Origin of the sequence: Nocardia sp. NPDC004568 (assembly GCF_040609955.1) — a bacterium.
In the GTDB taxonomy this organism is placed as follows: Bacteria; Actinomycetota; Actinomycetes; order Mycobacteriales; family Mycobacteriaceae; genus Nocardia.
Window position 1 is genome coordinate 20196 of sequence record NZ_JBEXLL010000044.1, and the last position, 26517, is coordinate 46712.

23 protein-coding genes and 2 tRNA genes are annotated in these 26517 nt (G+C 68.1%); 13 read left to right on the forward strand and 12 right to left on the reverse strand.

All coding sequences use genetic code 11. The features are described 5' to 3' along the window. Nucleotides 1–2 precede the first annotated feature (2 nt). Genes uca through urtA form a run of 7 tightly spaced genes read right to left on the reverse strand, consistent with a single transcriptional unit; the run spans nt 3 to nt 9368 of the window. On the reverse strand, nt 3–3662 hold the full coding sequence (gene uca / locus ABZV91_RS19860) for an urea carboxylase (RefSeq protein WP_355243580.1): 3660 nt from the start codon (nt 3660–3662) through the stop codon (nt 3–5). Between the two features lie 49 nt (nt 3663–3711). Beyond that, entirely contained in the window at nt 3712–4413 is a 702-nt protein-coding gene (locus ABZV91_RS19865; protein ID WP_355243583.1) for a GntR family transcriptional regulator, read from the reverse strand. 10 nt (nt 4414–4423) lie between these two features. Then, nucleotides 4424–5116 (reverse strand): urea ABC transporter ATP-binding subunit UrtE, encoded by a 693-nt coding sequence (gene urtE / locus ABZV91_RS19870; protein WP_355243586.1) that lies wholly within the window; start codon nt 5114–5116, stop codon nt 4424–4426. A gap of 5 nt (nt 5117–5121) precedes the next feature. Next, on the reverse strand, nt 5122–6075 hold the full coding sequence (gene urtD, locus ABZV91_RS19875; protein ID WP_355243589.1) for an urea ABC transporter ATP-binding protein UrtD: 954 nt from the start codon (nt 6073–6075) through the stop codon (nt 5122–5124). Beyond that, nucleotides 6075–7190 (reverse strand): urea ABC transporter permease subunit UrtC, encoded by a 1116-nt coding sequence (gene urtC / locus ABZV91_RS19880; RefSeq protein ID WP_355243592.1) that lies wholly within the window; start codon nt 7188–7190, stop codon nt 6075–6077. The genes urtD and urtC overlap by 1 nt, the downstream gene beginning before the upstream one ends. After that, nucleotides 7187–8074: an urea ABC transporter permease subunit UrtB gene (urtB, locus tag ABZV91_RS19885; protein WP_355243595.1), complete on the reverse strand. Its 888-nt coding sequence runs from the start codon at nt 8072–8074 to the stop codon at nt 7187–7189. The genes urtC and urtB overlap by 4 nt, the downstream gene beginning before the upstream one ends. 4 nt (nt 8075–8078) lie before the next feature. Beyond that, nucleotides 8079–9368: an urea ABC transporter substrate-binding protein gene (gene urtA / locus ABZV91_RS19890; protein ID WP_355243598.1), complete on the reverse strand. Its 1290-nt coding sequence runs from the start codon at nt 9366–9368 to the stop codon at nt 8079–8081. Between the two features lie 269 nt (nt 9369–9637). Between urtA and ABZV91_RS19895 the strand changes: the two genes are divergently transcribed. Both ABZV91_RS19895 and ABZV91_RS19900 read left to right on the forward strand, forming a co-directional pair. Then, nucleotides 9638–10243 carry an ATP-dependent Clp protease proteolytic subunit gene (locus ABZV91_RS19895; protein ID WP_355243601.1) on the forward strand — a complete coding sequence of 202 codons (606 nt, stop codon included), beginning with the start codon at nt 9638–9640 and terminating at the stop codon, nt 10241–10243. Nucleotides 10244–10420: 177 nt separating this feature from the next. Next, the gene (locus tag ABZV91_RS19900; RefSeq protein ID WP_355243604.1) at nt 10421–11026 is read left to right on the forward strand and encodes an ATP-dependent Clp protease proteolytic subunit; all 606 of its coding nucleotides are present in this window, start codon (nt 10421–10423) and stop codon (nt 11024–11026) included. Between the two features lie 30 nt (nt 11027–11056). On the opposite strand, the gene ABZV91_RS19905 is transcribed toward ABZV91_RS19900, so the two are convergent. Both ABZV91_RS19905 and ABZV91_RS19910 read right to left on the reverse strand, forming a co-directional pair. Next, nucleotides 11057–11428 carry a helix-turn-helix transcriptional regulator gene (locus ABZV91_RS19905; protein ID WP_355243607.1) on the reverse strand — a complete coding sequence of 124 codons (372 nt, stop codon included), beginning with the start codon at nt 11426–11428 and terminating at the stop codon, nt 11057–11059. A 215-nt stretch (nt 11429–11643) separates the two neighbouring features. Beyond that, complete coding sequence (locus tag ABZV91_RS19910) at nt 11644–11973, reverse strand: hypothetical protein (RefSeq protein WP_355243610.1); 330 nt, start codon at nt 11971–11973, stop codon at nt 11644–11646. A 362-nt stretch (nt 11974–12335) separates the two neighbouring features. On the opposite strand from ABZV91_RS19910, the gene ABZV91_RS19915 reads away from it, so the two are divergent. From ABZV91_RS19915 to ABZV91_RS19930, 4 genes are all read left to right on the forward strand, one after another. Further along, entirely contained in the window at nt 12336–12539 is a 204-nt protein-coding gene (locus ABZV91_RS19915; protein WP_063059615.1) for a cold-shock protein, read from the forward strand. Nucleotides 12540–13154: 615 nt separating this feature from the next. Beyond that, the gene (serA, locus tag ABZV91_RS19920) at nt 13155–14753 is read left to right on the forward strand and encodes a phosphoglycerate dehydrogenase (protein WP_355243613.1); all 1599 of its coding nucleotides are present in this window, start codon (nt 13155–13157) and stop codon (nt 14751–14753) included. Between the two features lie 184 nt (nt 14754–14937). Further along, a complete protein-coding gene (locus ABZV91_RS19925; protein ID WP_355243615.1) occupies nt 14938–15945 on the forward strand; it encodes a 3-isopropylmalate dehydrogenase in 1008 nt (335 codons plus the stop codon). A 105-nt stretch (nt 15946–16050) separates the two neighbouring features. Next, nucleotides 16051–16653, forward strand: coding sequence for a Uma2 family endonuclease (locus tag ABZV91_RS19930; RefSeq protein ID WP_355243618.1), 603 nt, complete (start codon nt 16051–16053; stop codon nt 16651–16653). 161 nt (nt 16654–16814) lie between these two features. Here ABZV91_RS19930 and ABZV91_RS19935 read toward each other — a convergent pair whose 3' ends face one another. Continuing rightward, nucleotides 16815–18032, reverse strand: a complete 1218-nt coding sequence (locus ABZV91_RS19935) for an MFS transporter (protein WP_355243621.1) — start codon at nt 18030–18032, stop codon at nt 16815–16817. Nucleotides 18033–18218: 186 nt separating this feature from the next. Between ABZV91_RS19935 and ABZV91_RS19940 the strand changes: the two genes are divergently transcribed. The 4 genes from ABZV91_RS19940 (at nt 18219) to ABZV91_RS19955 (ending at nt 20977) form a co-directional block, all read left to right on the forward strand. Next, complete coding sequence (locus tag ABZV91_RS19940; RefSeq protein ID WP_355243623.1) at nt 18219–18980, forward strand: fumarylacetoacetate hydrolase family protein; 762 nt, start codon at nt 18219–18221, stop codon at nt 18978–18980. A gap of 13 nt (nt 18981–18993) precedes the next feature. Beyond that, on the forward strand, nt 18994–20469 hold the full coding sequence (gltX, locus tag ABZV91_RS19945) for a glutamate--tRNA ligase (RefSeq protein ID WP_355243626.1): 1476 nt from the start codon (nt 18994–18996) through the stop codon (nt 20467–20469). Between the two features lie 214 nt (nt 20470–20683). After that, nucleotides 20684–20755 (forward strand) — tRNA-Gln (locus tag ABZV91_RS19950). Between the two features lie 149 nt (nt 20756–20904). Then, nucleotides 20905–20977 (forward strand) — tRNA-Glu (locus ABZV91_RS19955). Between the two features lie 1095 nt (nt 20978–22072). On the opposite strand, the gene ABZV91_RS19960 is transcribed toward ABZV91_RS19955, so the two are convergent. Together ABZV91_RS19960 and ABZV91_RS19965 are read right to left on the reverse strand one after the other, a co-directional pair. Then, entirely contained in the window at nt 22073–22600 is a 528-nt protein-coding gene (locus ABZV91_RS19960) for a PPOX class F420-dependent oxidoreductase (RefSeq protein ID WP_355243629.1), read from the reverse strand. A 34-nt stretch (nt 22601–22634) separates the two neighbouring features. Beyond that, entirely contained in the window at nt 22635–23336 is a 702-nt protein-coding gene (locus ABZV91_RS19965; protein ID WP_355243632.1) for an IclR family transcriptional regulator, read from the reverse strand. Nucleotides 23337–23483: 147 nt separating this feature from the next. On the opposite strand from ABZV91_RS19965, the gene leuC reads away from it, so the two are divergent. The 3 genes from leuC to ABZV91_RS19980 all read left to right on the forward strand — a co-directional run bounded on the left by leuC (nt 23484) and on the right by ABZV91_RS19980 (nt 26352). After that, nucleotides 23484–24899 carry a 3-isopropylmalate dehydratase large subunit gene (gene leuC / locus ABZV91_RS19970; protein WP_355243635.1) on the forward strand — a complete coding sequence of 472 codons (1416 nt, stop codon included), beginning with the start codon at nt 23484–23486 and terminating at the stop codon, nt 24897–24899. 49 nt (nt 24900–24948) lie between these two features. Beyond that, entirely contained in the window at nt 24949–25557 is a 609-nt protein-coding gene (gene leuD / locus ABZV91_RS19975) for a 3-isopropylmalate dehydratase small subunit (protein WP_355243638.1), read from the forward strand. 156 nt (nt 25558–25713) lie between these two features. After that, on the forward strand, nt 25714–26352 hold the full coding sequence (locus tag ABZV91_RS19980; RefSeq protein ID WP_355243641.1) for an HU family DNA-binding protein: 639 nt from the start codon (nt 25714–25716) through the stop codon (nt 26350–26352). The last annotated feature ends 165 nt before the right edge of the window (nt 26353–26517 follow it).

Sequence of the window (26517 nt, forward strand, 5' to 3'; positions counted from 1 at the left end):
GGTCATTGCGCTCCTTCGGTATCGATGGCGACCAGGGGTGCGCCGGTGGTGACTTGGTCGCCTGCCGCGACGGTGATCGTGTGCACGGTGCCCGAGACCTCGGCGACCACCGGCAGTTCCATCTTCATGGCCTCCAGCACGAGCAGGGTGGCGCCGGCCTCGACGTAATCGCCCGCGGCGACCTCCACCCGCCAGACGTTGGCCATCATGGGCGCCGCGGCGAGATGGGCACCCGCGGGCAGATCGAGTTCCTCGGTGGGTTCGGGTTCGGCGGCGACATCGGCCTGGGCGCTCAATTCGCCACTGGCCTCCCAGCGCTGCCGTTCGGCGGTGAACGCGGCCTGCCGGTGCTCCTCGGTGGCGGCGATATCACCCGCGTTGTCCCGTAGGAACCCGAGGTGATCGGCCATGGCGAATTCACCGACGCTCGTGCGCATCTCGTAGCGGCCCGCCGCCATCTCGGCGCGCAGGTCCAGCAGTTCGCCGGCCTCGACCGGGTACCAGCTGATGCGGTCGAAGAACCGGAACAGCCACGGCTTCCCGGCCTCGAAGGGCGCGCGCTGGCGGTAACCGGACCAGATCGGCACGGTGCGGCCGACGAGCTGGTAACCGCCGGGGGATTCCATCCCGTAGACACAGAGGTACTTGCCGCCGATACCCACCGCGTCGGACGGGGTCCAGGTACGGGCGGGGTTGTACTTGGTGGTCACCAGGCGGTGGCGCGGATCGAGCGGGACGGCCAGCGGCGCGCCGAGGTAGACGTCGCCGAGACCGAGCACCATGTACTGGGCGGCGAAGACGATATCGCGGACCTCGTCGATACTGTCCAGACCGTTGATCCGGCGGATGAACTCGATATTCGACGGCAGCCAGGGGGCTTCGGCGCGGACACCGTGACCGTAGCGTTCGATGGCCTGCCCGATGGTGGGGTCGTCGAAGGACAGCGGGAGTGCGATATGGCGGCTCGGGACCCGCAGATCGGCGGTATCGGGGATATCGTCCTCGAGTTCGCCGAGCAGCCGGACCACGGTGCGCTGATCGATGACCGCGGGATCGAAGTGCAGGTGCAGCGAGCGCACCCCGGGGGTGATATCGATCAGGCCGGGGATGGACGCCTGCTCCAGCCGTTCGCTCAGGGCGTGTACGCGCATCCGCAGGCCCAGATCGAGTTCCATCGGGCCGTATTCGATCAGCACGTTGTCGTCGCCGCCGCGCAGGTATTTCACCTCGGGCGTGCCGGGCCCGGCGTCGCGGCGGCCCAGGACGCCGTTGTCCCGCTCCCGGGATCCGAGGATTTCGGGGGTGGGGCGGCCGCGGCCGCGCAGCGCGGACGAGGAGCGGAACGCGCCGGTGCGGTCGTCGCCCACCGGGACGAAACGCACCTGGTCGCCGGGACGCATCTGACCGAGTTTCCAACGGTGCGCGGAGATCACGGTGAGTGGGCACGCGAAACCGCCCAGGCTGGGGCCGTCGGGGCCGAGCAGGATCGGGGTGTCGCCGGAGAGATTCAGCGCGCCCACGCTGTACGGGCAGTCGTGCAGGTTGGAAGGGTGCAGGCCGGCGTCGCCGCCGTCGGTACGCGCCCAGGTCGGCTTCGGGCCGGCCAGTCGCAGGCCGGTGCGGTTGGCGTGGGCCTGCACCTGCCAGGTGGCGTCGTAGAACTGTGCGATATCGGCGGCCGTGAAATAGTCCGGGGCGGGCTGGGGGCCCTCGCCGACCGCTACGTACCAGGTATGGCCGAATTCGGGGCGTTCGTCGGCCGGGATCGGGGTCGGGTCCAGCAGTCCACCGGCGTCGGGTTTGAGACCGAGGATATCGCCGGTGGCGACGGCGCGGCCGGTGATACCGCCGAACCCGCCGAGGGTGAAGGTCGCGGCGCTGCCGTGGTAATCGGGGGCGAGGATGCCGCCACGAACGGCGAGGTAGGTGCGCAGTCCGGTGTCGTGGGGCGCGCCGATATCGAGCACCGAACCGGCGGGGACGGTGACCGGCTCCCACATCGGAACCGGCCGATCGTCCACGGTGACGGGGGCTTCGGCGCCGGTCACACAGACGACGGTGGTGTCGGTGCAGCGGATCCGCGGACCCAGCAGCGTGGCCTCGAGGCCGTTCTCGCCGAGCGAGTTCCCGACGGCGTGGTTGGCCAGCTGGAAGGACAGATCGTCGAAGGCACCCGAGGGCGGGATGCCGACGCTCCAGAGTCCCAGGCGGCCGGGAAAGTCCTGGATGGTGGTGGAGACCCCGGCGCGCAGGATCTCCAGGCGGGGCCGGATGGTGGCCAGGCTGCCCAGGGTGGCGGTGGTGTGCCGGGCATCGAGCATGGGCGAGCTGGTGGCGGCGGCACGCAGCTGGGGCAGGTTGGTGGTGATACCGAACATGCGGGTCTCGTCGAGCGCGGCCCGCAAGCGGTGCAGGGCCTCGGACCGGCTCTCGCCGGAGGTGATGATCTTGGCGATCAGCGGGTCGTAATAGGGGCTGATCTCGGTACCGGTCTCGACCCAGGTCTCCACCCGGGCCGGCGCGGCGGGGATCTCGACACCGGTCAGAGTGCCCGCGCCGGGCCGGTAGTCGTTACCGGGGTCCTCGGCATAGACGCGGGCCTCCACCGCGTATCCGGTGATCGGCGGGCCGACGTCGGGAATCTCGTCGAGGAACGCGGAGTCGCCGCCGGCCAGCCGCAGCATCCATTCGACGATGTCCACGCCGGTGACCGCCTCGGTGACCGGATGCTCCACCTGCAGCCGGGTGTTCACCTCGAGGAACGAGGCCTCCCCGCGGTCGACGTCGTAGATGAACTCGACCGTCCCGGCGGAGCGATAGCCGACGTCCCCGAGCAGTTTCCGGCTCGATCCGAGGAGTTGTTCGCTCACGGTGTAGGGGAGCCCGGGCGCGGGCGCCTCCTCGATGACCTTCTGGTTGCGCCGCTGCAGACTGCAGTCGCGGGTACCCAGTGATACGGCGCGCCCGCGGCCGTCGCCGAAGATCTGCACCTCCACGTGGCGCGCCCGGGCGACGAACCGTTCCAGGTACACCGCCGAGGAACCGAAATTGTTCTGCGCCAAGCGGATAACTCGCTGATAGGCGTCGGTGAGTTCGCCCGGGCCCGCGCACGCGGCCATTCCGATACCGCCGCCGCCCCCGGCTGCCTTGAGCATCACGGGGTAGCCGATCCGCTCGGCCTCCGCCAGCGCTTCGTCGAGCCCGGTGAGCAGTCCGCTCCCGGCGACCAGCGGCACCCCCGCCGCCGCCGCGGCCCGGCGGGCACTGTGCTTGTCGCCGAAGAGCCGCAGATGCTCGGCCGCCGGGCCCACGAACGCGATCCCCGCCGCCTCCACCTCCGCCGCGAAAACAGCGTTTTCGGAGAGGAACCCGTAACCGGGGTGGACGGCGGTGGCGCCGGTGGACAGCGCCGCCTCGATCACCGCGTCCGCGCGCAGATACGACTCGGCGGCCGGGGCGGGGCCGAGCCGGACCGCACGATCGGCCATCCGCACATGCCGTGCCCCCTCGTCGGCGTCGGAGAACACCGCGACCGTCTCGATGCCCAGCCGCCGCGCGGTACGCAGGATGCGACAGGCGATCTCACCGCGGTTGGCGATCAGCAGGCATTCGGGCAGCGGCGTATGCAGCGGCGTATACAACTGCGGGGCGGTCTCGGTCACGGTCGATCCTCTCGGCGTGGACAGTGCGGCTACCGGAGTAGCCGGGAATTCAGGTCTTGGTCGCGCGGGCCATACGGGTCAGCTGGAGCACCTGACCGGCGCGGTCGGCCACCACACGGCGGGACTGCTCGATATGGGCGAGGAGCTGCTCGCGGGCGCCGGTGAGATCCCGGTCGAGGACGGCCTCGCCGATGGCGATGTGTTCCTCGATGGTCGCGAGCATGCGGTCAGGAGTCAGGTAGTCGAACATCCGGACGGGGCGTATCCGGGCGTTCACCGTGGTCAGGGCCTCGGTGAGAGCGTGGTTGCCGGACGAGTCGAGCAGAACGGTGTGGAACTGTTCGTCGGCGGCCACGAAACCGGCGTCCGGGTCCGGGGGCGCGGTGCGGAAGGCGCGCCAGCGGTCGATCTCGGGTCCGAGCACGGCCCGGTCGTGGCCGAGCTCCGGATCGTCGAGGACGCGGGCGATGCCCTGGACCTCCAGGGTGATCCGCAGCTCGTAGTAGTCGCCCAGGGTGTCCAGGCGCGGGCGGTAGGGGAACAGCCCGGTGTCGTGGCGTTCCACCAGACCGTCGGCCTGCAACCGGGCCAGCGCCTCGCGCACCGGGGTGCGCGAGACACCGTAGCGTTCGGCGAGCCGTTCCTCGCCGAGCCGCTCCTGCGGTGCCAGCGCACCGGACATGAGTTCGTCGCGCAGTGCCTTGTACACAGTGTCGCTGCGTGATTCGCGTTTGCTCCGTGGTTCGGTCACGACGCGCAGCCTAGAGAGTCATGGCGGCGCGAACGGTTTCCACCGCCGCGGCACCGCCCGCCCCGGTGGAAGTGACCCGGCCGCTCTCCAGTACGTAGTACCGGCTCGCGGCCCGCAGCGCGAAACCGATGTGCTGCTCGACCAGCAGCACCCCGAGCCCGCCGCGGGACACCAGTTCGGTGATGGTGTTCTCGATCTCGGCGACCACCGACGGCTGGATGCCCTCGGTGGGTTCGTCGAGGATCAGCATGCGCGGTTCGGTGATCAGTGCCCGCGCGATCGCCAGCTGCTGGCGCTGCCCACCGGAGAGCAGACCGGCCCGGCGGTCGAGCAGATCCTTCAGCGCGGGGAACAGATCCAGCTGTTCGTCGATGAGCGCCCGGCCGCGTGTGCGGCCGTCGGCCACGACCCGCAGGTTCTCGGCGGTGGTGAGATGGCCGAAACACTGCTGCCCCTGCGGGACATAGGCCAATCCGCGCTTGACCCGAGCGCTGGGCCGCAGCCCGGTGATATCGGCCCCGTCGAAACGGATCCGGCCTCGGCTGGTGCGCACCAGTCCGACCGCCGCGCGCAGCAGGGTGGTCTTCCCGGCGCCGTTGTGCCCCATGATCGCGGCCACGCCGTCGGCGGGTACCTCGATCCCGGCACCGTGCACGACCTCGGTGCGGCCGTAACCGGCGTGAACGTCGATGAGTTCCAACATCGCGATCACCCTTCGTTCTCGTCGGCGGTACGTGCGGCCCCTGCGGGGTCACCGGGGGTGACCGGCGTGCGGTGACCGTTCGCCGCGGGCGACGCCCCGCCGTGGTCACGTCCTGTTATGACCGCCGGATCCGGTTCACCCACGTCGTCCTGCTCGGCGGCCGCCGCGGTCCCCAGGTAGGCCTCCTGCACGGCCGGATCCGCCTGCACCTCGGCCACCGTTCCCTCGGCCAGTACCGCGCCCCGGGCCAGCACCGTCACCGAGGTGGCGAAACTGCGCATGAAGTCCATATCGTGTTCGACCACCACGACGGTGCGTTCGCCCCCGATCCGGCGCAGCAGATTCCCGGTTTCCTCGCGCTCCTCCTGGCTCATCCCGGCGACCGGTTCGTCCAGCAGCAGGACCGACGCGTCCTGAACGAGCAGCATCCCGATCTCGAGCCACTGTTTCTGGCCGTGCGCCAGGGTCCCGGCCGGTTTGTCACGCAGCGCGGTGAGACCGATGGTTTCCAGCGCCTGTTCGATCGACGCGGAGACCGCGGCCGGACGGCGGCGCAGCATGGTCCAGACCGAACGGCCCGCGCCCGCGGCGATATCGAGGTTCTGCAGGACCGACAGCTCCTCGAACACGCTCGCGGTCTGGAAGGTGCGCCCCACGCCCAGCCTGGCGATCTGGTGCACCTTCTTGCCCAGGAGTTCGACGCCGGATTTCTGCACCGACCCGGTGGCCGGCACCAGACCGGTGATCGCGTCGATCATGGTGGTCTTGCCGGCGCCGTTGGGGCCGATGAGGAACCGCAGATCACCCTGGAAGAGGGTCAGGTCCACATTCGATACGGCCTTGAATCCGTCGAATTCGACGCTCAGCCCCCGGACCTCGAGGTAATCGCTGTGCATTCCGGCGTTACCGCCGGCGACCGGGGCGGCGGGGGTCTGCTCGGTCGTCACCTGTTCGGTCATCACGACACTCCTACCGGGGTAGCGGGTGCGGGTTCCGGGGCCGGACCGGGTGGTGCCGGGGCCTTGTCGCCGCCGCCGGTACGCCGCCGCAGCAGGGTCACCAGACCTGCCAGACCCGCGGGGAAGAAACCGACCACGACGATGAACAGGACACCCTGCGCGTACACCCAGCCGGAGGGGAAGTTCTCCGACAGGCTGGTCTGTGCCCAGGCCACCGCGACCGCGCCGAGTACCGGGCCGAGCAGGGTGGTGCGCCCGCCGATGGCGACACCGGTCAGGAAGGCGATGGACGGCACGATCCCGATATCGGCGGGGGAGATGATCCCGACGATCGGCACGAACAGCGCGCCGGCGATACCGGCGAACAGCGCCGCGACCGCGTAGGCGACCACCTTCACATTGGCCGGGTCGTAGCCGAGGAAGCGCACGCGCTCCTCCTGATCACGGACCGCGACCAGCAGTTCGCCGTATCGGCTGTACATGAGCTGCCGGGTCGCCGCGACGATCACCAGCAGGGTGGCGGCCGCGATGAAGAACAGCAGCCGCCGGTTCACCGGATCGTTGAGCGCCAGGCCGAAGAAACTGCGGAACCGGTTGAGCCCGTTGCTCCCGCCGGTGGATTGCTGACCCACCAGCAGGATGGCGAAGGCCGCGGCCAGCGCCTGCGACAGGATCGCGAAATAGGCGCCCTTGACCTTGCGTTTGAACACGCCCAGCCCGAGTAGCGTCGCCACCAGCGGCGGCACGATCACGATGCCCAGGATCGTGAGCACCGGTGAGGCGAACGGAACCCAATAACCGGGCAGTTCGCGAATACCGGCGATCTGCATGAAATCGGGGACGTCGTCACCGCGCAGCTGCGCGTCGGAGATCTTGAGATGCATCGCCATGATGTAGGCGCCGAGGCCGAAGAACACACCCTGCCCGAGGGTGAGCATGCCACCCCGGCCCCACGCCAATCCGATACCCACCGCGACGATGCCGAAGCACAGGAACTTGCCGAGCAGGTTGAGCCGGAAGTCCGAGAGCACCGCGGGCGCCACCGCGAACAGCAGTACAGCGGCGACCGCGAACCCCGAATAGACCTTCCAGCGGGTGGTCAGGAATTCCCTCATACCAGACTCCTCGACCGGATCGTGAAAAGTCCCTGCGGGCGGACCTGCAGGAAGACCACGATGACGACGAATACGATCACCTTCGCGACCGAGGCCGTGGTGCTGTATTCGATGAACGAGTTCAACAGTCCGAGCGCCACCGCGGCCAGAACCGCGCCGCGGATCTGCCCGAGCCCGCCGATGACGACCACCAGGAAGGCGTCCACCAGATAGGTGGTGCCGGTATTGGAACTGGTGGAGCCGATCAGCGTGAGCGCCACCCCCGCCACCCCGGCGAGCCCGGACCCGATGAAGAACGTCGTGATATCGGTGCCGCGGCTGGAGATCCCGCTGGTTTCGGCGAGATCACGATGCTGGACCACGGCCCGGATACGCCGGCCCATCGCGGTGTATTTCATCGTCACCGCGACGGCCGTGACGCACAGCACCGCGAGCAGCATGATGAAGATCCGCGTCTTGGGCACCACCGCGCCCAGGATCTCCACCCCGCCACCGAGCCATTCCGGGGTCACCACGCGGACCGCGGGTGCGCCGAAGATGTCCCGGGCCGCCTGCTGCAGGATCAGACCGACGCCGAAGGTCACCAGCAGGGTGTCCAGTGGCCTGTCGTACATCCGCTTGATCAGCGTCACCTCGAGGGCGACACCCATCAGTCCACCGACCAGGAATCCGATGAGCAGCGAGACGATCAGCGAGACCTCGGCGTCGGCGACCAGGTACTCCTGCACCGTGTAGGCGGTGTAGGAGCCGGCCATGATGAACGCGCCGTGGGCCATATTGATCACGCCCATCTGACCGAAGGTCAGCGACAGCCCCAGGGCCGCCAGCAGCAGGATGGAGCCCAGGCTCAAGCCGGTGAACAGCTGTCCGACCAGTGCTTCCACGAGATCAGCCCCCGAGTCCCTCGGCCCACGAGTAGCCCGCCAGGTACGGATCCGGTTCGACGGCCTTGCCGGAATCCCACACGCTGTAGATCAGGCCGTCGGGACGGATCTCCCCGATCCGGGCGGTTTTCGTGATGTGGTTGTTCTCGCCGTCGATGGTCACCAGCCCCTCGGGGCCTTCGAAGGTGACCCCGCCCGCGGCTTCCTGCACATCGGGGACCGCGAAGGACTGTGCCTTCTCCACGGTGTTCTTCCACAGGTACACCGAGACGTAGGCGGCTTCCATGGGGTCGGAGGTCGGCTTGTTCGCGCCGTACTTCGCCTTGTACGCCTTGACGAACGCGCTGTTCCGCGGGTTGTCGACGGTCTGGTAGTAGTTCCAGGCGGTCAGCTGGCCGGCGATGTTCTGGACCCCGATACCGCCGACCTCCTCCTCGGCGATGGACACCGAGACCACCGGCATGTCCTGCGGGGTCAGGCCGACGTTCTTGTACTCGCGGAAGAACGCGACATTGGAATCGCCGTTGAGGGTGTTGAACACGGCGTCGGCGTCGGCCGAGCGGACCTTGTTGACGATGGTGGAGAAATCGGTGGAGCCGAGCGGGGTGTAGTCCTCGCCCTTGATCTCGATACCGTTGGCCTCGGCGTAGGCCTTGATGATGCGGTTGGCGGTCTGCGGGAAGACGTAGTCGCTACCGACCAGGTAGAGCGATTTCACGCCGCGGCCCTTCAGATAGTCCAGGGCGGGCACGATCTGCTGGTTGGTGGTGGCGCCGGTGTAGAAGATATTCTCCGACGATTCCAGGCCCTCGTACTGGACCGGGTAGTACAGCAGCGCGTTACGGTCCTCGAACACCGGCAGCATGGCCTTACGGCTCGACGAGGTCCAGCCGCCGAACACCGCGGCCACGCAGTCGCTGCTGATCAGCTTCTCCGCTTTCTCCGCGAACACCGTGGGCTCGGAGGCGCCGTCCTCGCCGACCAGCTGGATCTGCTTGCCCAGCACACCGCCGGCGGCATTGATCTCGTCGACGGCGAGCCGGATCGAATCCCGGACGGTCACCTCCGAGATCGCCATGGTGCCCGAGAGCGAATTCAGCGAGCCGACCTTGATACTCGGGCCGGAGGTGTCGACACAGGAGGTCGCGTTCGCGCCGGTCTGATCGGAAGCGGAGCTACCGCAGGCGGTGACCGCCAGCACGGTCGCGCACAGGGCGGCAGGCAGGGCGAGAAGAGTGCGCGCGCGCCGGCGCGCACGGCGGTTGGGGGTGGGGCGTGATGCCGGAACTGTCATGGGTTTTCCGGATTCTTCGATTCTGGCTGCATTCATGACCGTTCGGCCTCCACTCAGGAAAGGTCAGCCCGCTGACTTGCTCGTATTCGGCGTTGTATACAGCGACGTATACGAGGAATCACGGTAGGGAGGCTGTGTTTCGCCCACGTATCGCAGCGTGAATCTCGAGTATCGATCGGCCGATGGTCGCGGGCGCCGCTGCTGAGAGCAGATCTGCCGACAGCAGCATGGGCTCCCGCGCGCCCGTCCGCTCCGGCAGCGTGGTGACCATGGCTCACGACGACAAATCCCCGCTGTTCGGCTGGCGTTCCCGCGAGCAGCTCCTGGCCCGCCGCATCCTCGTGCTCGACGGCCCGCTCGACGACGACAACGGCACCCTGTTGGCGACCCAGCTGCTCACCCTCGCCGCCGAGGACGGCGAGGCCGGTATCTCGCTGTGGATCCATTCGCCCGGTGGTTCGGTACCGGCGATGCTGGCCATCCGCGATGTCATGCGGCTGGTACCGAGTCCGGTGTCCACGCTCGCGCTGGGGCTGGCCTGCAGCGCCGGCCAGTTCCTGCTCTCCTCGGGAACCCCCGGCAAACGGTTCGCGCTACCGCACGCCCGCATCCTGATGCACCAGGGATCGGCCGGTATCGGCGGGTCCGCGGTGGACGTGGAGGTACAGGCCGACGATCTGCGCTACACGGTGGAAACCGTGCTCGGCCTGATCTCCGCGGACACCGGCCAGCCCTACGAACGGATCTACGAGGATTCCCTGCACGACCGCTGGTTCAGCGCGCCCCAGGCCAAGGAATACGGCTTCATCGACCATATCGTCGGCGATTTCGCGCAGGTCGTCCCGCAGCGCCAGCGGGTCGGGATCTCCGCATGAGCACCCGTATGCGATGCGGCCCACGGGGCGTGACCGCGGCGGCCCGAGCGTGAGCCCGCCCCTCCGACGCGGCACGAGCAGACCGTGCCCCGTGCGTGACCGCGGCGGGCAGACCGCCACCACCCCGGGCGCGCGACGACGAGCCGACGACAACCGCACCGACGACAGGGAAACCCGATGAGCACCTACACCATTCCCAATGTGATCGCCCAGCATCCGCGCGGTGAGCGGATCACCGACATCTATTCGCACCTACTCGCCGAACGCATCGTCTACCTCGGCACCCCCATCGATTCCGGGGTCGCCAACGCGCTCATCGCGCAGCTGCTGCACCTGGAATCGGAAAGCCCCGGCCAGGAGATCGACTTCTACATCAACTGCGAAGGCGGCGATCTGTCATCGATGCTGGCGGTGTACGACACCATCCAGCACATCGGCGCCCCGGTGCACACCACCTGTGTCGGTCAGGCCATCGCCGTCGGTGCCGTGCTGCTGGCCGGGGGCGCGCCCGGTCACCGGGCGATGCTCCCGCACGCCCGGGTGGTGCTGCACCAGCCCGCGGCCCGCGGCCAGGGGGCCATCCCCGACCTCATCCTGCAGGCCGACGAACTCGTGCGGATGCGGGCGGAGATCGAAACCATCCTGTCCCGGCACACCGGACGGACTCCGGAGCAGCTACGGCACGACACCGACCGCGACCGGGTGTTCACCGCGGCGGCCGCGGTCGAATACGGGTTGGTCGATTCGGTACTGGCGCCGCGGGGCCCGGCCCCCGCCCGGTGAACGGGCGACAACGGCCCGGACGCCGACCGGTCAGGCCGCCCGGAGCAGTGCTGTGGGTGCGGCGCCCGGCCGGCGGGTCGCCACGGGGCGGCGCCGGGACCGGAGGTCCTCGGCCACCTGTTCGGTGAGCGCGCCGAGGGAGGTGCCGAGAGCACCCGCCAGCGCGGCGATCATCTCGCTGGAGGGTTCCTTGCGGCCACGCTCCACCTCGGACAGATACTGCGGTGAAATGCCCGCGCGCTCAGCGGTTTCCGCGAGCGTTTCGCGTTTCTCGTTGCGCAGCGTCCGGAGTCGCCCACCGAGGACCTCGCGCCACAGCGGCTCGGGCCGGTCCACCGGCTGCCGGGGCGGCCGCTCGGCGCGTCCACCGGGAATCGCCTGGAGTCTGCGGGGCTCGGTCATGGACAGAGCCTAGAACCCGGGTCCGCGGGGTCGGGCGGATTACGCTACGAGCGGACAACCGGGCCGGGTTCGTACCGAGGCGCGCCGTGTGCCGGTTCTCCGTGCCGGAAGGGCGGTGCCGCCCTCTGCTCGATCGGCCGGGACGACGAGCGCGGTGCCGCCCCCACTGTCCGCGGCCGGGGACGCGGGCCCGCCGACGCGGGCCCGCATCTCGATCAGCTGCTGCCGAAGAGACCGCGCAGCAGATGGCGGGCCCAGCCCGCCGGATCCTGCCAGCCGCGATCCCAGTGCCGGTCGCGGTTCCAGTGGTCGTCGCGATCCCAGTGGTCGTCGCGATCACGATGGCGGTCGCGGTCCCAGTGGCGGTCGCGGTCGCGATCACCGTGGCGATCGCGGTCCACCTGGGTGTAGCCCGGGGCCGGGGCCGCCGGGTCGGCCGTCGCGGGAGCCGCGAGGCCGGCCAGCGGGATCAGGGTGATGGCACCCGCGACGGCGATCCGGGCGGTGGCCCGGCGGGTCGCGGATACTCGGGTCGTGCGGAACACGTCGAATCCTCTCGTACTGTCCCGTCCGGCACGGCCGGGACGACCGGCCGGAAGGAGTTGAACCTTCACCCTCGCGCAATGGTCGCGAAAGTCACAGACCTTCGGCGGATCCGATCGAGAAATCATCCCTGGGTACTACGGGAATTCCCGGGTTCGTACTCCGACCGGGTCATGAGCGGGTCATCAGTGCGGGGACCGCTACCGCCCCGGCGTGATGCCGGTCTCCCGGCCCGGCGTTATCCCTCCCAGTGGGGGGTTTTCGAAGTGGAGGAACTTTCCCGGACGTGGCATCGTTGTCAGAGAGATCAGGCGGATCGACCGTGATCCGTCTGGCTCACAACAGAAAGTATGAAGTAAGTAACATGGCTCAAGGCAGTGTGAAGTGGTTCAACAGCGAGAAGGGCTTCGGCTTTATCGCGCAAGATGGGGGCGGACCTGACGTCTTCGTGCATTACTCGGCAGTCGCCGGAAGCGGTTTCCGTACCCTCGAAGAGGGTCAGCGCGTGGAGTTCGAGATCGGGCAGGGCCAGAAGGGCCCGCAGGCTCAGGATGTTCGCGCCATCTGAGTGATGTGACGAATCCAGCGGGGCCCCGCACCTTCGAGGTGCGGGGCCCCGCTCGGTTTTCCGGGGTCGGGTAGCGGCCCGGCGCACCGGCGAGTGCGGAAAATCATCCTCGGGCGCGAGCCGGTTCGCCGGTGACCTTTTTACCGGACAGTCGCCCGAAGGATTCTCGGCAGCTCGCCCGGACTACCTGGTGTAAAAATCCCATCGTTCGAATTCGGCGGCCCGTGAACCGGAAATGTGGAGGTTCGGATTTCGGCGCCGCGATGCGGTGGGCGGCTTCGCCTGCACATCGAACCCGTGGCCCATCCGATTTCCGGAATCCCGGACCGCCCTGCGCCGGAACGCGGTGCCGTAGCGGGCGAAACGGCGGCAGTTCGCGCGGGCGGGCGGGTCGTATCAGCGCGGTGACATCCGTCCGGGCGCCCACGCCCGCGCGGATCCCGCCCCGGTTCCGGCCCCGCGAGCGGCGATCGTGGACGTGATCCGGACCACCCACCCGGCCGAGTCCGTCCAGGTCGACCGATACCGACAGCAGGGGGCGGCACATGGCCGGATCGGTCCGAACTAAGCTTGGCCCCGTCAACTGGCCGTCCCCACATCCAGGAGTATCCCACTGTGAGCCAAGCAGGCCGTCCTGTAGTTCTGATCGCCGACAAGCTCGCCCAGTCGACCGTCGACGCGCTCGGTGACGGTGTCGAGGTCCGCTGGGTCGACGGCCCCGATCGGCCCGCACTGCTGGCCGCGGTGCCCGAGGCCGATGCGCTGCTCGTCCGCTCCGCGACCACCGTCGACGCCGAAGTCCTCGAAGCCGGCAAAAACCTGCAGATCGTCGCCCGGGCCGGAGTCGGCCTGGACAATGTCGATGTCCCCGCCGCCACCGAACGCGGTGTGATGGTCGTCAACGCGCCGACCTCCAATATCCACACCGCGGCCGAACACGCCGTCACCCTGCTGCTGAGCGCGGCCCGCCAGATCCCGGCCGCCGACGCGACGCTGCGCGAGCACACCTGGAAGCGCAGCAGCTTCAACGGTGTGGAGATCTTCGGCAAGACCGTCGGTGTGATCGGCCTGGGCCGGATTGGGCAGCTGTTCGCGGCGCGCCTCGCCGCCTTCGAAACCAAGATCGTCGCCTACGACCCCTACGTCTCCCCGGCGCGCGCCGCCCAACTCGGCATCGAACTGCTGAGCCTCGACGAGGTGCTCGAACGGGCCGACCTCATCTCCATCCACCTGCCGAAGACCCCGGAGACCAAGGGTCTGCTCGGCAAGGACGCGCTCGCCAAGACCAAGAAGGGCGTCATCATCGTGAACGCCGCGCGCGGCGGCCTGGTGGACGAGGCCGCGCTCGCCGAGGCGATCACCTCCGGGCACGTCCGGGCCGCCGGTATCGACGTCTACGAGACCGAGCCCTGCACCGACAGCCCGCTGTTCGAGCTGCCCCAGGTCGTGGTGACCCCGCATCTGGGCGCCTCCACCACCGAAGCCCAGGATCGGGCCGGTACCGATGTCGCCAAATCGGTGCTGCTGGCGCTGGCCGGTGAGTTCGTACCCGGCGCGGTCAATGTCACCGGCGGTGTGGTCGGCGACGAGGTCGCGCCGTGGCTGGACCTGGTCCGTAAGCAGGGCGCTCTGCTCGGTGCGCTCGCCGACGAACTGCCGGTGAGCCTCGAAGTACAGGTGCGCGGCGAACTGGCCGCCTCCGAGGTCGAGGTACTGCAGCTCGCGGCACTGCGCGGAGTTTTCTCCGCCCATGTCGACGATCAGGTCACCTTCGTCAACGCCCCGGCGCTGGCGCAGGCCCGCGGGATCAGCGCCGAGGTGACCACGGTGACCGAGAGCCCCAGCCACCGCAGCCTGGTGGACCTGCGCGCGGTGTTCGGCGACGGCCGCACCATCAATGTGGCGGGCGCGTTGACCGAGCCGCAGCAGGTCGAGAAGATCGTCAACATCAACGGCCGCAACTACGATATGCGCGCCGAGGGCATCAACCTGGCCGTCCTCAACTACGAGGACAAGCCGGGCGCGCTGGGCAAGGTCGGTACCGCGCTGGGCGCCGCCGAGATCGATATCCTCGCCGCGCAGCTCACCCAGGACGCCAACAAGGAAGGCGCCACCGTCGTGCTGCGGGTCAACAAGGAGGTGCCCGACGCGGTGCGTTCCGAGATCGCCGCCGCGGTCGGTGCCGCCAAGGTCGCCCTGGTCGACCTGTTCTGAGATGTTCCGTGCACGCCGCCGCCCGGGCCGGTGGGCGGCGTGCGCCGACGGGTACACCTCCGCCCCGGGCCACGCGGTCCGGGGCGGGCCGGTACCCGGCCACCGTCCCGGTGACAGACCTACCCGGCCCGGCAGCCGCGTCCCGCTGAGGTGCGCGGCCTCGTTCGTAGAAAGCGTGGTTGTCATGAAACTCGCCGTGATCCCCGGTGACGGTATCGGACCGGAAGTCGTCACCGAGGCGCTCAAAGTGCTCGATGTGGTGTTGCCCGGGGTCGAACGGACCCACTACGACCTGGGCGCCAAGCGTTACCACGCCACCGGGGAAATCCTTCCCGAATCGGTGTTGCCGGAACTGAAGCAGCACGACGCGATCCTGCTCGGCGCCATCGGCGACCCGTCGGTGCCCAGTGGTCTCCTGGAACGCGGCCTGCTGCTGCGCACCCGGTTCGCGCTCGATCACCATGTGAACCTGCGCCCATCCAAGCTGTACCCGGGGGTCGGCAGTCCGCTGGCGGGTACCCCGGAGATCGACTTCGTGGTGGTCCGGGAAGGGACCGAGGGCCCGTACACCGGCACCGGGGGCGCGATCCGGGTGGATACGCCGCACGAGGTCGCCACCGAGGTGAGCACCAACACCCGGTTCGGTGTCGAACGCGTGGTCCGCTACGCCTTCGCCAAGGCGCAGGCCCGGCGCAAGCACCTCACTCTGGTGCACAAGACGAACGTGCTCGCCTTCGCCGGTTCGTTGTGGCAGCGCACGGTGGACGAGGTCGGCACCGAATTCGGTGATGTCGAGGTGGCTTACCAGCACATCGATGCCGCCACCATCCATATGGTCAACGATCCGGGCCGCTTCGACGTGATCGTCACCGACAACTTGTTCGGCGATATCATCACCGACCTCGCCGCCGCCGTCAGCGGCGGTATCGGCCTGGCCGCCAGCGGCAATATCGACGCCACCGGTACCAACCCGAGCATGTTCGAACCGGTGCACGGCAGCGCCCCCGATATCGCCGGCCAGTCCAAGGCCGACCCGACCGCGGCCATCCTCTCGGTCTCCCTGCTGCTCGAGCACAAGGGCGAGACCGCTGCCGCCGCCCGTATCCAGGACGCGGTCGCCAAGGATCTGTCCGGCCGCACCGGTACCGCGTCCACCACCGAGATCGGCGATCGGATCGCCGCCGCGCTCTGACCTCGAGGGCCCCGATTTCCGTGCGCGAAATCGGGTTGCGGGCCCGATACCATCGGGGATACCTGGGCGTATCCCCGATGGACGGCCCGAGCACTGGGAGGCAGCATGACCGCGTGGCACGCCACCAGTGATGTCGGCTTCGGCCCGTACACAGTGCTGGATCTCTACGATCTGCCGGAGGACGGCAAGGGTTTCGAACTCGAAGACGGGTGGTTGGTCGAGGTAGCAGCGGGGGCGCGGCACAGCTTCATCGGGTGGTCGCTGGCCGGCCGAATCCGCACAGCCGCGGAACGCGCCGATGTATTCGTCTGTGACGGCGGCGAGTGGGAGGTCAGCACGCCCTCGGGTGTCCGTAAGCCCGATGTGTTCGTCGTCCCGAAAGCAGTGGCACGAGCGGCGATTGTGGACGAATCGCCGAAACTGATTCCGGGCACTGACATCCTGCTGGCCGTCGAGGTGGTGTCACCGGGTAGCGGCAGCGAACGCACCGACCGAGTGCGCAAGGTCCGCGAGTACGCGGCGTTGGGCATCGCGGAGTACTGGATCGTCGAACATCAACCGCGTATACGGATTCATCGAGGCACTCTCGACGGTGCCTCCTACCGGTGGGACCCGCCGGTCGCGGAAGGTACCGAGTTCATCGCCGAGATCGAGGCCGACACGAGAATTCGCGTGGCGCTCGATCCGGCGGTGCTCATCGAGATCTGACGATGGTCATCCGCTCGTCCGGCCCGGCCGGGCCACCGGATGAACCACCGGCACGACTCTCCATGTGGTGGTCGGCGCGGCTGTATTCATCGAAGCCCGACCGGCCGTCCGTCGAGCAGCCGGTCGAGGGAGCTGTCGGCGGTATCGGAGTCGGCTCGTGATCATTCGAGGGGTTTTTCGGATGACACCGGGACGAGCGGGATGGCCACGGCCGCCAGTGCCGCTGCCGCCAGGTAGACCGCCGGGAACCCGGTCGCGGTGATGAGCGCGCCGAATACCGGGGGTACTGCGGCGACTGTCAGGTTCTGGCCGGTGTTCTGGATGCCCAGGCCGCGACCGCTCCAGAACGGCCCGGCGCGTTCGGCGATGGCGGTGAAGGCCAGGCCGTTGTCGGAGACCGTGACCACCGAGGCGACGACGAGCAGCGGGACGGCGGCCCACCACCAGTGGGTCCAGGAGGTCAGCGTCAGCAGGGCCATGGTGGCGACCGCGGCGATCGCGACCTGGCGCAGCGGGCCCATCCGGCTGCCGACCCGGTCCGACCAGGCGCCGGCGCCGATCCGGCCCAGCGCGCCCAGGATCTGGGTGAAGGTGACCAGCGCGCCGGCCGCCGCCAGCGACCAGCCGAGGTCGCGGTGCAGCCACAGCAGTGCGAAGGTCCAGACGGTCGCCTGGGGGACGACCAGCAGAATCGATACGCCGTGGATACGCCACAGTGTGCTGCTGCCCCGGTAAGGGTTGGCGCCGGTCGCCTGGGCCCGGGCCGGCCGGGGCGGATCGACGATGCCCAGCAGGCAGCACACGGCGGCCAGTCCGGCCAGTAGGGCGGGCACGGTGAGCGCGGGTGCGACACCGAACCGGTCGGCGACCAGGGGCACCGACATCGCGGCGATTCCGACGCCCAGCGGCTGGCCGGTCTGCCGGATTCCCATGGCCAGGCCGCGCCGGTCGGGCGGAAACCAGCCGACGATCACCCGGCCGCTGGCGCCGTTGGTGCTGGCGGCGCCGATCCCACCGAGGAACAGCAGGATCCCCAGGGCGGGGTAGCTGGTGGTGAAGGCGGCGGCCGTACCGGCTCCGCACATGATCACCGGCCCGGCGACCAGGGCGATCCGTTCGCCGACCCGGTCGACCAGATAGCCCCAGGCGATGAGGGCGCAGCACAGGCCGACGGTGGGCATGGCCACCAGCAGGCCGGCGGTGGGCAGCGGCATGCCCCCGGCGGTCAGCGCGGGGAGCAGGAAGGGCACCCCGTGCACGAAGATCGCGCTGGACACCTGGGCGAAGACCCCGAAGGCGAGCATGAGCCAGCGGTGGGCGGGGGATATCTGCCTGCCGGACGCGGCGGCCGGGCGGGCCGTCGAAGGACTGTGCGCCATGGTTCCCCATCTCAGAACAAGAGCATCTCAATATATGAGAATAGAGTCTCAATCTTTGAACTTCCAATGGCCACGGTACACCTCCGGGCCCCGGCTCCCGCAAGCAGTGGCACGGTTGTCGCCGCCCGGCGGACCGACCGGTCGGGCGCATTCGGGCTGGTGAAACCGGCTGGATAGACTTCGCTCATGCGTCTAGGTCGAGTTGCCAGCCCCGACGGGGTCGCGTTCGTCGCCATCGAAGGCGAAACCGCCAAGGAAATTGCCGAACACCCATTCGGTACGCCGACGTTCACCGGCCGCAGCTGGCCGCTGGCCGATATCCGGCTGCTCGCCCCGATCCTGGCCAGCAAGGTGATCTGCGTCGGCAAGAACTACGCGTCCCATGCCGCCGAGATGGGCGGTGAGGCGCCGGCCGAACCGGTGATCTTCATGAAGCCGAATACGTCCATCATCGGTCCCGATATCCCGATCATCGTGCCGCCCAGTTCGTCTCGCGTCGATTACGAGGGCGAACTCGCCGTGGTCATCGGGCGGCCGTGCAAGGACGTGCCCGCGGCTCGGGCCAAGGACGTCATCCTCGGCTACACCGTCGCCAATGATGTGACCGCCCGCGACCAGCAGGCCCAGGACGGTCAGTGGACCCGGGCCAAGGGCTACGACACCTTCTGCCCGCTGGGGCCGTGGATCGAAACCGAACTCGATCCGGCGGATCTCGAGATCACCACCGAACTCGACGGTGCGGTACGTCAGCGCAGTACCACATCGCTACTGCTGCACGATATCCCGGATATCATCGAATGGGTCACCCGCGTGATGACCCTGCTCCCCGGTGACGTGATCCTCACCGGAACTCCCGAAGGTGTCGGTCCGATGAAAGACGGTCAAACGGTCTCGGTCACCGTCTCCGGTATCGGCACGCTCACCAATCCTGTTGCCGCAAAACGCTGAACGAAAGAGGGACATGACAAACGTACGGGTCCGTTTCTGCCCGTCACCCACCGGGACACCGCATGTCGGGCTCATCCGCACGGCGCTGTTCAACTGGGCCTACGCCCGCCATCAGGGCGGCACGTTCGTCTTCCGTATCGAAGACACCGACGCCGCGCGGGATTCCGAAGAGTCCTATCAGGCGCTGTTGGACGCGTTGCGCTGGCTCGGACTCGATTGGGACGAAGGTCCGGAAATCGGCGGACCCTATGCGCCCTACCGGCAGTCGCAGCGGCGCGAAATCCACCGCGACGTGGTGCAAAAACTCCTCGATGCCGGCGAGGCGTACGAATCCTTCTCCACACCGGAGGAAGTCGAGGCGCGCCATCGGGCGGCCGGACGTGATCCGAAACTCGGCTACGACAATTTCGACCGCGATCTCACGGCCGAACAGATCGCCGAATACAAGGCCGCCGGCCGGGGCGCGGTGGTCCGGCTGCGTATGCCCGATACCGATCTCACCTGGCACGACCTGGTACGCGGGGAAACCACCTTCAAAGCGGGTTCGGTGCCCGACTACGCGCTCACCCGCGGCACCGGTGATCCGCTCTATACCCTGGTCAACCCGGTCGATGACGCCACCATGCGGATAACCCACGTCCTGCGCGGTGAGGACCTGCTCTCCTCCACGCCGCGTCAGCTCGCGCTCTATGCCGCACTGCAGCGTATCGGGGTCGCCGATTTCACCCCCGAATTCGGTCACCTGCCGTTCGTGATGGGGCAGGGAAACAAGAAGCTGTCCAAGCGCGACCCGGAGTCCGACCTCTTCCTCCACCGCGATCGGGGGTTCATTCCCGAGGGCCTCCTCAATTACCTGGCACTCCTCGGCTGGAGCATCGCCGACGACCACGATGTCTTCTCCATGGAGGAGATGGTCGCGGCCTTCGACATATCGAAAGTGAATTCGAACCCGGCTCGCTTCGATCAGAAGAAGGCCGATGCGATCAATGCCGAGCACATCCGTTTGCTGGAGCCGGCCGATTTTGCCGGACGGTTGCGCACTTTTTTCGCGGACCGTGGATATATCGGTCCCGGAATAGACGAGAAGGTATTCGCGGCAGCTGCCGATCTGGTGCAGACTCGCATTGTCGTACTCGACGACGCATGGGGGCTGTTGCGATTCCTCTTCGCGCCGTCCGAGGAGTTCGGTATCGACCCCGCGGCGGGCAAGAAGAATTTGGGTCCGGACGCCGCTCCGGTATTGGATGCCGCAATTTCCGCCCTCGAACCGCTGACCGCCTGGACCGCTTCCGAGATCGAGGACGCGCTGAAAGTCGCGCTCATCGACGGAATGGAATTGAAACCGCGGAAAGCCTTCGCGCCGGTACGGGTATCGGTCACCGGGTCGCATATCAGTCCGCCGCTGTACGAATCCATGGAACTGCTGGGCCGCGAGCTCACCATGCAGCGACTGCGCGCGGGCCGCGCCTGGACGCCGCCGGCCGACTGAGCGCCGCCGCGCACGCCGTCCCCGGCACTGCCCCGGGACGGCGTGCGTGCGGCGCCACCGGCGTCCGGTCGGCTGCGCCGCGGCACCGTTACCCACCTGATGTGGTGGCGTGACCAGGCGATTTGTAGTTTCCCCGGAGCGGTTTGGTACTCTCTTTCTCGGCCGGAACGACGGTGCCACCGCAGCCAGCGGTGCGATCGAAAGCCCAGGTCATTGGGGTATGGTGTAATTGGCAACACAGCTGATTCTGGTTCAGCCATTCTAGGTTCGAGTCCTGGTACCCCAGCGGAGATCGCTCTCAGCTTCATCGTCCAGATGCGGTGCGGAACGAATTATCCAGGCGATTTGGTCGCCGCCGCCCGGTCGGTTACGCTGATCGAGCTTCGGATCGAGAGATCCGCGATCCACTCCAGCCAGGAGTTGATCACAAGTCCTGGCCCCGTCGTCTAGCGGCCTAGGACGCCGCCCTCTCAAGGCGGTAGCGCGGGTTCAAATCCCGTCGGGGCTACTCAGCTGCGAGGCCCATGCTCATGGAGAGCATGGGCCTTTGCTGATTCGCGATGTTTTGCGGGGGTGCAACCCCCGCACCCCGCCCAGGCGGGCTCGGCGCCCCCTGGACCCCCTTTGCGGACCGGGAACGGTTCGGGGGTGGGCCGGGGCTTCGTCCCTGGGCCCCTTTATGGACTGGAAGCGGTCAGGGGTCGGGCCGGGGCATTCGCCCCTGGACCCTCTGTGGACTGCTCATCGGTGAATGTGACGCCGGGTTCGTCCCTGGAACGCTGCCTGGTCGGTGACCCGAAAGGCCCTCTATGGATCGCCGGTCCCCGACTGTGACGGCGTGAGCTTTCGTGGACGGGAAACGGTCTCGGGCCGGTCCTGATGCTGCCGGGGCTTCGGCCCTGGATCCGTTCGCCGACTGCTCGTGGTCGAGCCGCGCGAGGGATGCTGTGAGAAGCCGCTTTATGGCTGATTACCTGTGGATTTGTCGCCGGCGTGTCGCCCTGGAAGCCCTCTATGGATCGCCGGCCCCCGACTGTGACGGCGCGAGCTTTCGTGGACGGGAAACGATCTCGGGCCGGTCCGCCCCGGGACATTTCTCGGGTTGGTTGCCTCCGAACGTGAGGCCGTAGTTGTGGCCGCGGACCCTGGCCGAACTTCTTGCTTTCGGCCGGTCGGCGGGTTCGGGCGGGAAATCCGGCGTGGCGCGACTCGACTTCGAGAATCTCGGCTCGGCGGCGCCTCGGCCGCTTGGTTCGACACCGTCGGCCACCACGGGGTTCGCCGGATGCAGTGCGCGAATGGTGGCGGGTTTGTGCCTTGGCCGTCGGTATGGGTTGCTCGGGGTCGCACTGTGCTGGTCCTGAAGACCTGTGGTGCGCGGGGCGGGTGGGAGAGGGCTGGATCGGGCCGGGAAAGCCGGTCCGCACCGGTGTACCGGCGGCCGTGGCGGCCGGCCCGAGCCTCATCGGGGCGATATGTGGGCTCGCCGGACCCGGCTCGCCACCTGCATTCGGGCCGGTAACGAGCCGGGTCCGGCGTGGGTGGCGGGGCGGGGCGAACGAGGGGGCCGGGTGCTGCCGGGCCGGACAGCACCCGGGATCGATCAGTCGTCCAGGGCGTGGGCGGTGGACCCGCCCAGGGGCATGGCGGGCAGACCCAGTTTGCGGTGGTCCCAGCTGCGGATGCGGTCGGGGACGATGCGGACCGCGACGCGCTTGTTCAGCATGCCTTCGACGTGTTCGCGCATATCGTCGGTGTACGGGCCGGTGTAGCGCTCCCAGACGCTGACGCCGACGGCGAACAGCTTCTCCGGGTCGTCGATGACCTCGGCGCGGCCCTCGAGGGAGACTCCGCGCAGGGTGTCGTAGGTTTTCCCGGCCTCGATCATGCAGGTGACCGTGGGGTCGCGACGCAGGTTGACGGCCTTCTGGGATTTGCCCTTGGTCTCGAACCACAGTTCGGGGATCGCGTCGGGCCGCTCCGGATCGGTGATGAGCGCGTACCACATGGCGGTGAGGTGCGGTTTACCGTCCGCACCCAGGCTCGCCAGGGTGGCGACGCGACTGCGGGTGAGGAAATCGGTGATCTCGGTATCGGTCATCACGATCTGTGACCGTTGGTTCACTCCCATCAGGCCACCATAAGTGACGGCAGCTGCCCGCCGCTCAGAGTCGGCGGTGCAGCGCATCGGCGGCCGCCACCAGGTCCGCCGCCCAGCGAGCTCCCGGTCGGCGGCCCATTCGATCGATCGGGCCGGAGACCGAGACCGCGGCGACCACCGTGCCCTGCTGATCACGCACCGGTGCCGAAACGCTGGCCACCCCGGCCGCGCGCTCACCGGCGCTCTGCGCCCAGCCGCGTTTGCGTACCTCGGCGAGCGTGCGCTCGGTGAACATGGCGTCACCGAGGACGGTGCGCTGCAGATCGGGGTCGGCCCAGGCGAGGAGTACCTTGGCCGCGGATCCCGCGGTCAGCGGGAGGCGGGAGCCGATCGGCACGGTGTCGCGGAGCCCGGCGGGGGGTTCGAGGGCGGCGACGCAGACCCGCTCGTTGCCCTCCCGGCAGTACAGCTGCACGCTTTCGCCGGTGATCTCGCGCAGCCGCGGCAGAATCGAGCCCGCGGCCTCGAGCAGTGGGTCGGCGGCGCCGGCGGCGAGTTCGGCGAGAGCGGGGCCGGGGCGCCAGGAGCCGTTACCGTCCCGGGCGAGCAGCCGGTGGGTTTCCAGGCCGACCGCGAGCCGGTGCGCGGTCGCGCGGGGCAGGCCGGTGCGCTCGCAGAGCTCGTTGAGACCGCAGGGCCGCTCGGCGACCGCATACAACACTGACACCGCTTTGTCCAGGACGCCGATACCGCTATGCTGTCTCATACAACGATATTAGCGTCCTGCATTCTGAGATGCCATTACGAACAGCCCAGGTGGTGTCCTGGAAGGGGTCGCGTGATTCCAGCTAGCGCGTATCCGGTGCCGGGCCTGCCCGGCACCGGATGCCGAGCCCGAAAGGTGATCGAAACAATGCCACGTACGCTGGCCGAGAAGGTATGGGAACAGCACGTCGTCGCCCGCGGCGAGGGTGAGGGTGAGGCGCGCGAACCCGATCTGATCTACATCGATCTGCATCTGGTGCACGAGGTGACCAGCCCCCAGGCCTTCGACGGTCTGCGAGCCGCTGGTCGCCCGGTCCGCCGGCCCGATCTCACCATCGCGACCGAGGATCACAATGTCCCGACCGTCGATATCGACAAACCCATCGCCGACCCGGTCTCGCGCACCCAGGTGGAGACGCTGCGCCGCAACTGCGCGGAATTCGGCGTGCGGCTGCACCCGATGGGCGACCGGGAACAGGGCATCGTCCACGTCGTCGGACCGCAGCTGGGGCTGACCCAGCCCGGCACCACTGTGGTATGCGGGGACAGCCACACCTCCACCCATGGTGCTTTCGGCGCGCTGGCCATGGGAATCGGCACCAGCGAGGTCGAGCATGTGCTTGCCACGCAGACCCTGTCGCTGCGGCCGTTCAAGACAATGGCGATCACCGTGGACGGTGTGCTGCCGCCGGGGGTCACCAGTAAAGACCTCATTCTCGCGGTGATCGCCGAAATCGGTACCGGCGGCGGGCAGGGCTATGTGCTCGAGTATCGCGGTGAGGCCATTCGCAATATGTCGATGGAAGCGCGGATGACCGTCTGCAATATGTCCATCGAAGCCGGTGCCCGGGCCGGAATGATCGCCCCGGACGAAACCACCTACGAGTTCCTCAAGGGTCGCCCGCACGCCCCGCAGGGCGCGGACTGGGATGCCGCGGTCGAGGCCTGGGAGGCGCTGAAAACCGACGAGGACGCGGTTTTCGACCGGGAGGTGCACATCGACGCGAGCGCGCTCACCCCGTTCGTCACCTGGGGTACCAACCCGGGTCAGGGTCTGCCGCTGAGCGCGACCGTGCCCGATCCGGCCCGGATCGCCGACGAGACCGCGCGCGAGTCCGCGGAGAAGGCGCTGCGCTATATGGATTTGACCCCGGGTACGCCACTGCGTGAGGTCTCGGTGGACGCCGTGTTCGTCGGGTCCTGCACCAACGGCCGGATCGAGGATCTACGGGCCGTGGCCGACGTGCTGAAGGGCCGCAAGGTGGCCGAGGGCGTGCGAATGCTGGTGGTTCCGGGCTCGATGCGGGTGCGCGAACAGGCCGAGGCGGAGGGGCTGGGCGAGATCTTCACCGCGGCCGGGGCCGAATGGCGGCAGGCCGGGTGCTCGATGTGCCTGGGTATGAACCCCGATCAGCTCGCCCCGGGCCAGCGCTGCGCCTCCACCTCGAACCGGAACTTCGAGGGCCGGCAGGGCAAAGGCGGGCGCACCCACCTGGTGTCGCCGCTGGTGGCCGCCGCGACCGCGGTCCGCGGCACGCTGTCGGCGCCCGCGGACCTCGACTGAGCCCGTCTTATATCGAAACTCACTTATAGCCGAATCAGGGAGAAATACGATGGAAGCCTTCACCGTGCACAAGGGGATCGGCGTTCCGCTGCGCCGGTCCAATGTCGACACCGACCAGATCATCCCCGCCGTCTATCTGAAGCGCGTCACTCGTACGGGATTCGAAGACGGCCTGTTCGCCGCCTGGCGCGGTGACGAGGACTTCATTCTGAACATCGAGCCGTACAAGCACGGCAGCGTCCTGGTGGCCGGGCCGGATTTCGGGACCGGATCTTCGCGTGAGCACGCCGTATGGGCGCTCATGGACTATGGCTTTCGGGTAGTTATCTCTTCGCGTTTCGCCGACATCTTCCGCGGTAATGCGGGCAAGGGTGGCCTGCTGGCGGCGCGAATGTCACAGAATGATGTCGAAATGCTCTGGAAGTTGCTCGAGGAACAGCCCGGACTGGAATTGGTTGTCGACCTCGCGGCGCGCACGGTGACCGCAGGAACCATCGTGTTGCCGTTCGATATTGACGACTACACCAGGTGGCGCCTGTTGGAGGGTTTGGATGACATCGGCCTGACGCTGCGGCGTAGCGATGTGATCGCGGAGTTCGAAAAGGCAAGGCCGGCTTGGAAACCAAAGACCCTGCCGGAACCTATTTCGCAGGCGTAATGTTCTCGGCCTCTTAGTGGGCCCTCAGATGTCGTGGTAGCTGTGCGTGTGCTAGACCACATGAATTTTGGCGTGGCACATAGACTCTTGCCCAATGTGGGTTTACCGTGGTACCTAGTCGGTCCGACGACGGGCCATTAGTCTGCGGAGGATTCAATGAACAAGGCGGAACTGATCGACGTTCTGACCGAAAAGTTGGGTACTGACAGGCGCACGGCCACCGCGGCAGTCGAGCATGTGGTCGACACCATCGTGCGCGCGGTACACAAAGGGCAGAGCGTCACCATCACCGGATTCGGTGTGTTCGAACAGCGTAAGAGGGCAGCTCGGGTGGCGCGGAATCCGCGTACCGGGGAAACCGTCAAGGTGAAGCCCACTTCGGTGCCGGCGTTCCGGCCCGGCGCCCAGTTCAAGGCGGTTATCGCCGGTAAACAGAAGCTCGCGGCGACCGGCCCCGCCGTGAAACGCGGTGTCAATGCTCCTGTGGCGGCCAAGAAATCCACAGCGAAGAAGACAACGGCGAAGAAAACCACCGCCAAGAAGGCCGCGACGAAGGCGCCCGCCAAAACAACGGCACGTAAGACGGCCACGAAGGCGCCGGCCAAGAGCACCGCCGCCAAGAAGACGGCCACCAAGGCCGCCGCCCGCAAGACTGCGGCGAAGAAGACGCCCGCCAAGGCCACGGCCACCAAGAAGGCCACCGCCAAGAAGACCACGGCCGCCAAGTCCACGGCCAAGAAGACCACGGCCGCCAAGTCCACGGCCAAGAAGACGACAGCCAAAAGGGCTCGCTGACCCGCGACCCAAGCGCGCCGGCGCCGCACTGATTCCAGCTGGGGTCCCACCGGATCCCGTGTGCCCGGCCCGCCCGTGCGGATGCGCCGCACAGTTCGACTCCGCCGGATCCCGGGTGCGTGCTCGCACCCGCGGACGGCACGAGACCCCGCGATCGGTCCTCGT

What these genes read in the sequence shown, in the direction of transcription:
- urtD (WP_355243589.1), bottom strand. Translation starts at nt 6,075, where the DNA reads ATGACCGAACAGGTGACGACCGAGCAGACCCCCGCCGCCCCGGTCGCC.
- ABZV91_RS19940 (WP_355243623.1), top strand. Translation starts at nt 18,219, where the DNA reads ATGCGTCTAGGTCGAGTTGCCAGCCCCGACGGGGTCGCGTTCGTCGCC.
- ABZV91_RS19980 (WP_355243641.1), top strand. Translation starts at nt 25,714, where the DNA reads ATGAACAAGGCGGAACTGATCGACGTTCTGACCGAAAAGTTGGGTACT.
- ABZV91_RS19965 (WP_355243632.1), bottom strand. Translation starts at nt 23,336, where the DNA reads ATGAGACAGCATAGCGGTATCGGCGTCCTGGACAAAGCGGTGTCAGTG.
- gltX (WP_355243626.1), top strand. Translation starts at nt 18,994, where the DNA reads ATGACAAACGTACGGGTCCGTTTCTGCCCGTCACCCACCGGGACACCG.
- ABZV91_RS19935 (WP_355243621.1), bottom strand. Translation starts at nt 18,032, where the DNA reads ATGGCGCACAGTCCTTCGACGGCCCGCCCGGCCGCCGCGTCCGGCAGG.
- ABZV91_RS19960 (WP_355243629.1), bottom strand. Translation starts at nt 22,600, where the DNA reads ATGGGAGTGAACCAACGGTCACAGATCGTGATGACCGATACCGAGATC.
- ABZV91_RS19925 (WP_355243615.1), top strand. Translation starts at nt 14,938, where the DNA reads ATGAAACTCGCCGTGATCCCCGGTGACGGTATCGGACCGGAAGTCGTC.
- urtE (WP_355243586.1), bottom strand. Translation starts at nt 5,116, where the DNA reads ATGTTGGAACTCATCGACGTTCACGCCGGTTACGGCCGCACCGAGGTC.
- ABZV91_RS19895 (WP_355243601.1), top strand. Translation starts at nt 9,638, where the DNA reads ATGGCTCACGACGACAAATCCCCGCTGTTCGGCTGGCGTTCCCGCGAG.
- ABZV91_RS19930 (WP_355243618.1), top strand. Translation starts at nt 16,051, where the DNA reads ATGACCGCGTGGCACGCCACCAGTGATGTCGGCTTCGGCCCGTACACA.
- urtC (WP_355243592.1), bottom strand. Translation starts at nt 7,190, where the DNA reads ATGAGGGAATTCCTGACCACCCGCTGGAAGGTCTATTCGGGGTTCGCG.
- leuC (WP_355243635.1), top strand. Translation starts at nt 23,484, where the DNA reads ATGCCACGTACGCTGGCCGAGAAGGTATGGGAACAGCACGTCGTCGCC.
- ABZV91_RS19905 (WP_355243607.1), bottom strand. Translation starts at nt 11,428, where the DNA reads ATGACCGAGCCCCGCAGACTCCAGGCGATTCCCGGTGGACGCGCCGAG.
- urtA (WP_355243598.1), bottom strand. Translation starts at nt 9,368, where the DNA reads ATGACAGTTCCGGCATCACGCCCCACCCCCAACCGCCGTGCGCGCCGG.
- ABZV91_RS19915 (WP_063059615.1), top strand. Translation starts at nt 12,336, where the DNA reads ATGGCTCAAGGCAGTGTGAAGTGGTTCAACAGCGAGAAGGGCTTCGGC.
- ABZV91_RS19900 (WP_355243604.1), top strand. Translation starts at nt 10,421, where the DNA reads ATGAGCACCTACACCATTCCCAATGTGATCGCCCAGCATCCGCGCGGT.
- leuD (WP_355243638.1), top strand. Translation starts at nt 24,949, where the DNA reads ATGGAAGCCTTCACCGTGCACAAGGGGATCGGCGTTCCGCTGCGCCGG.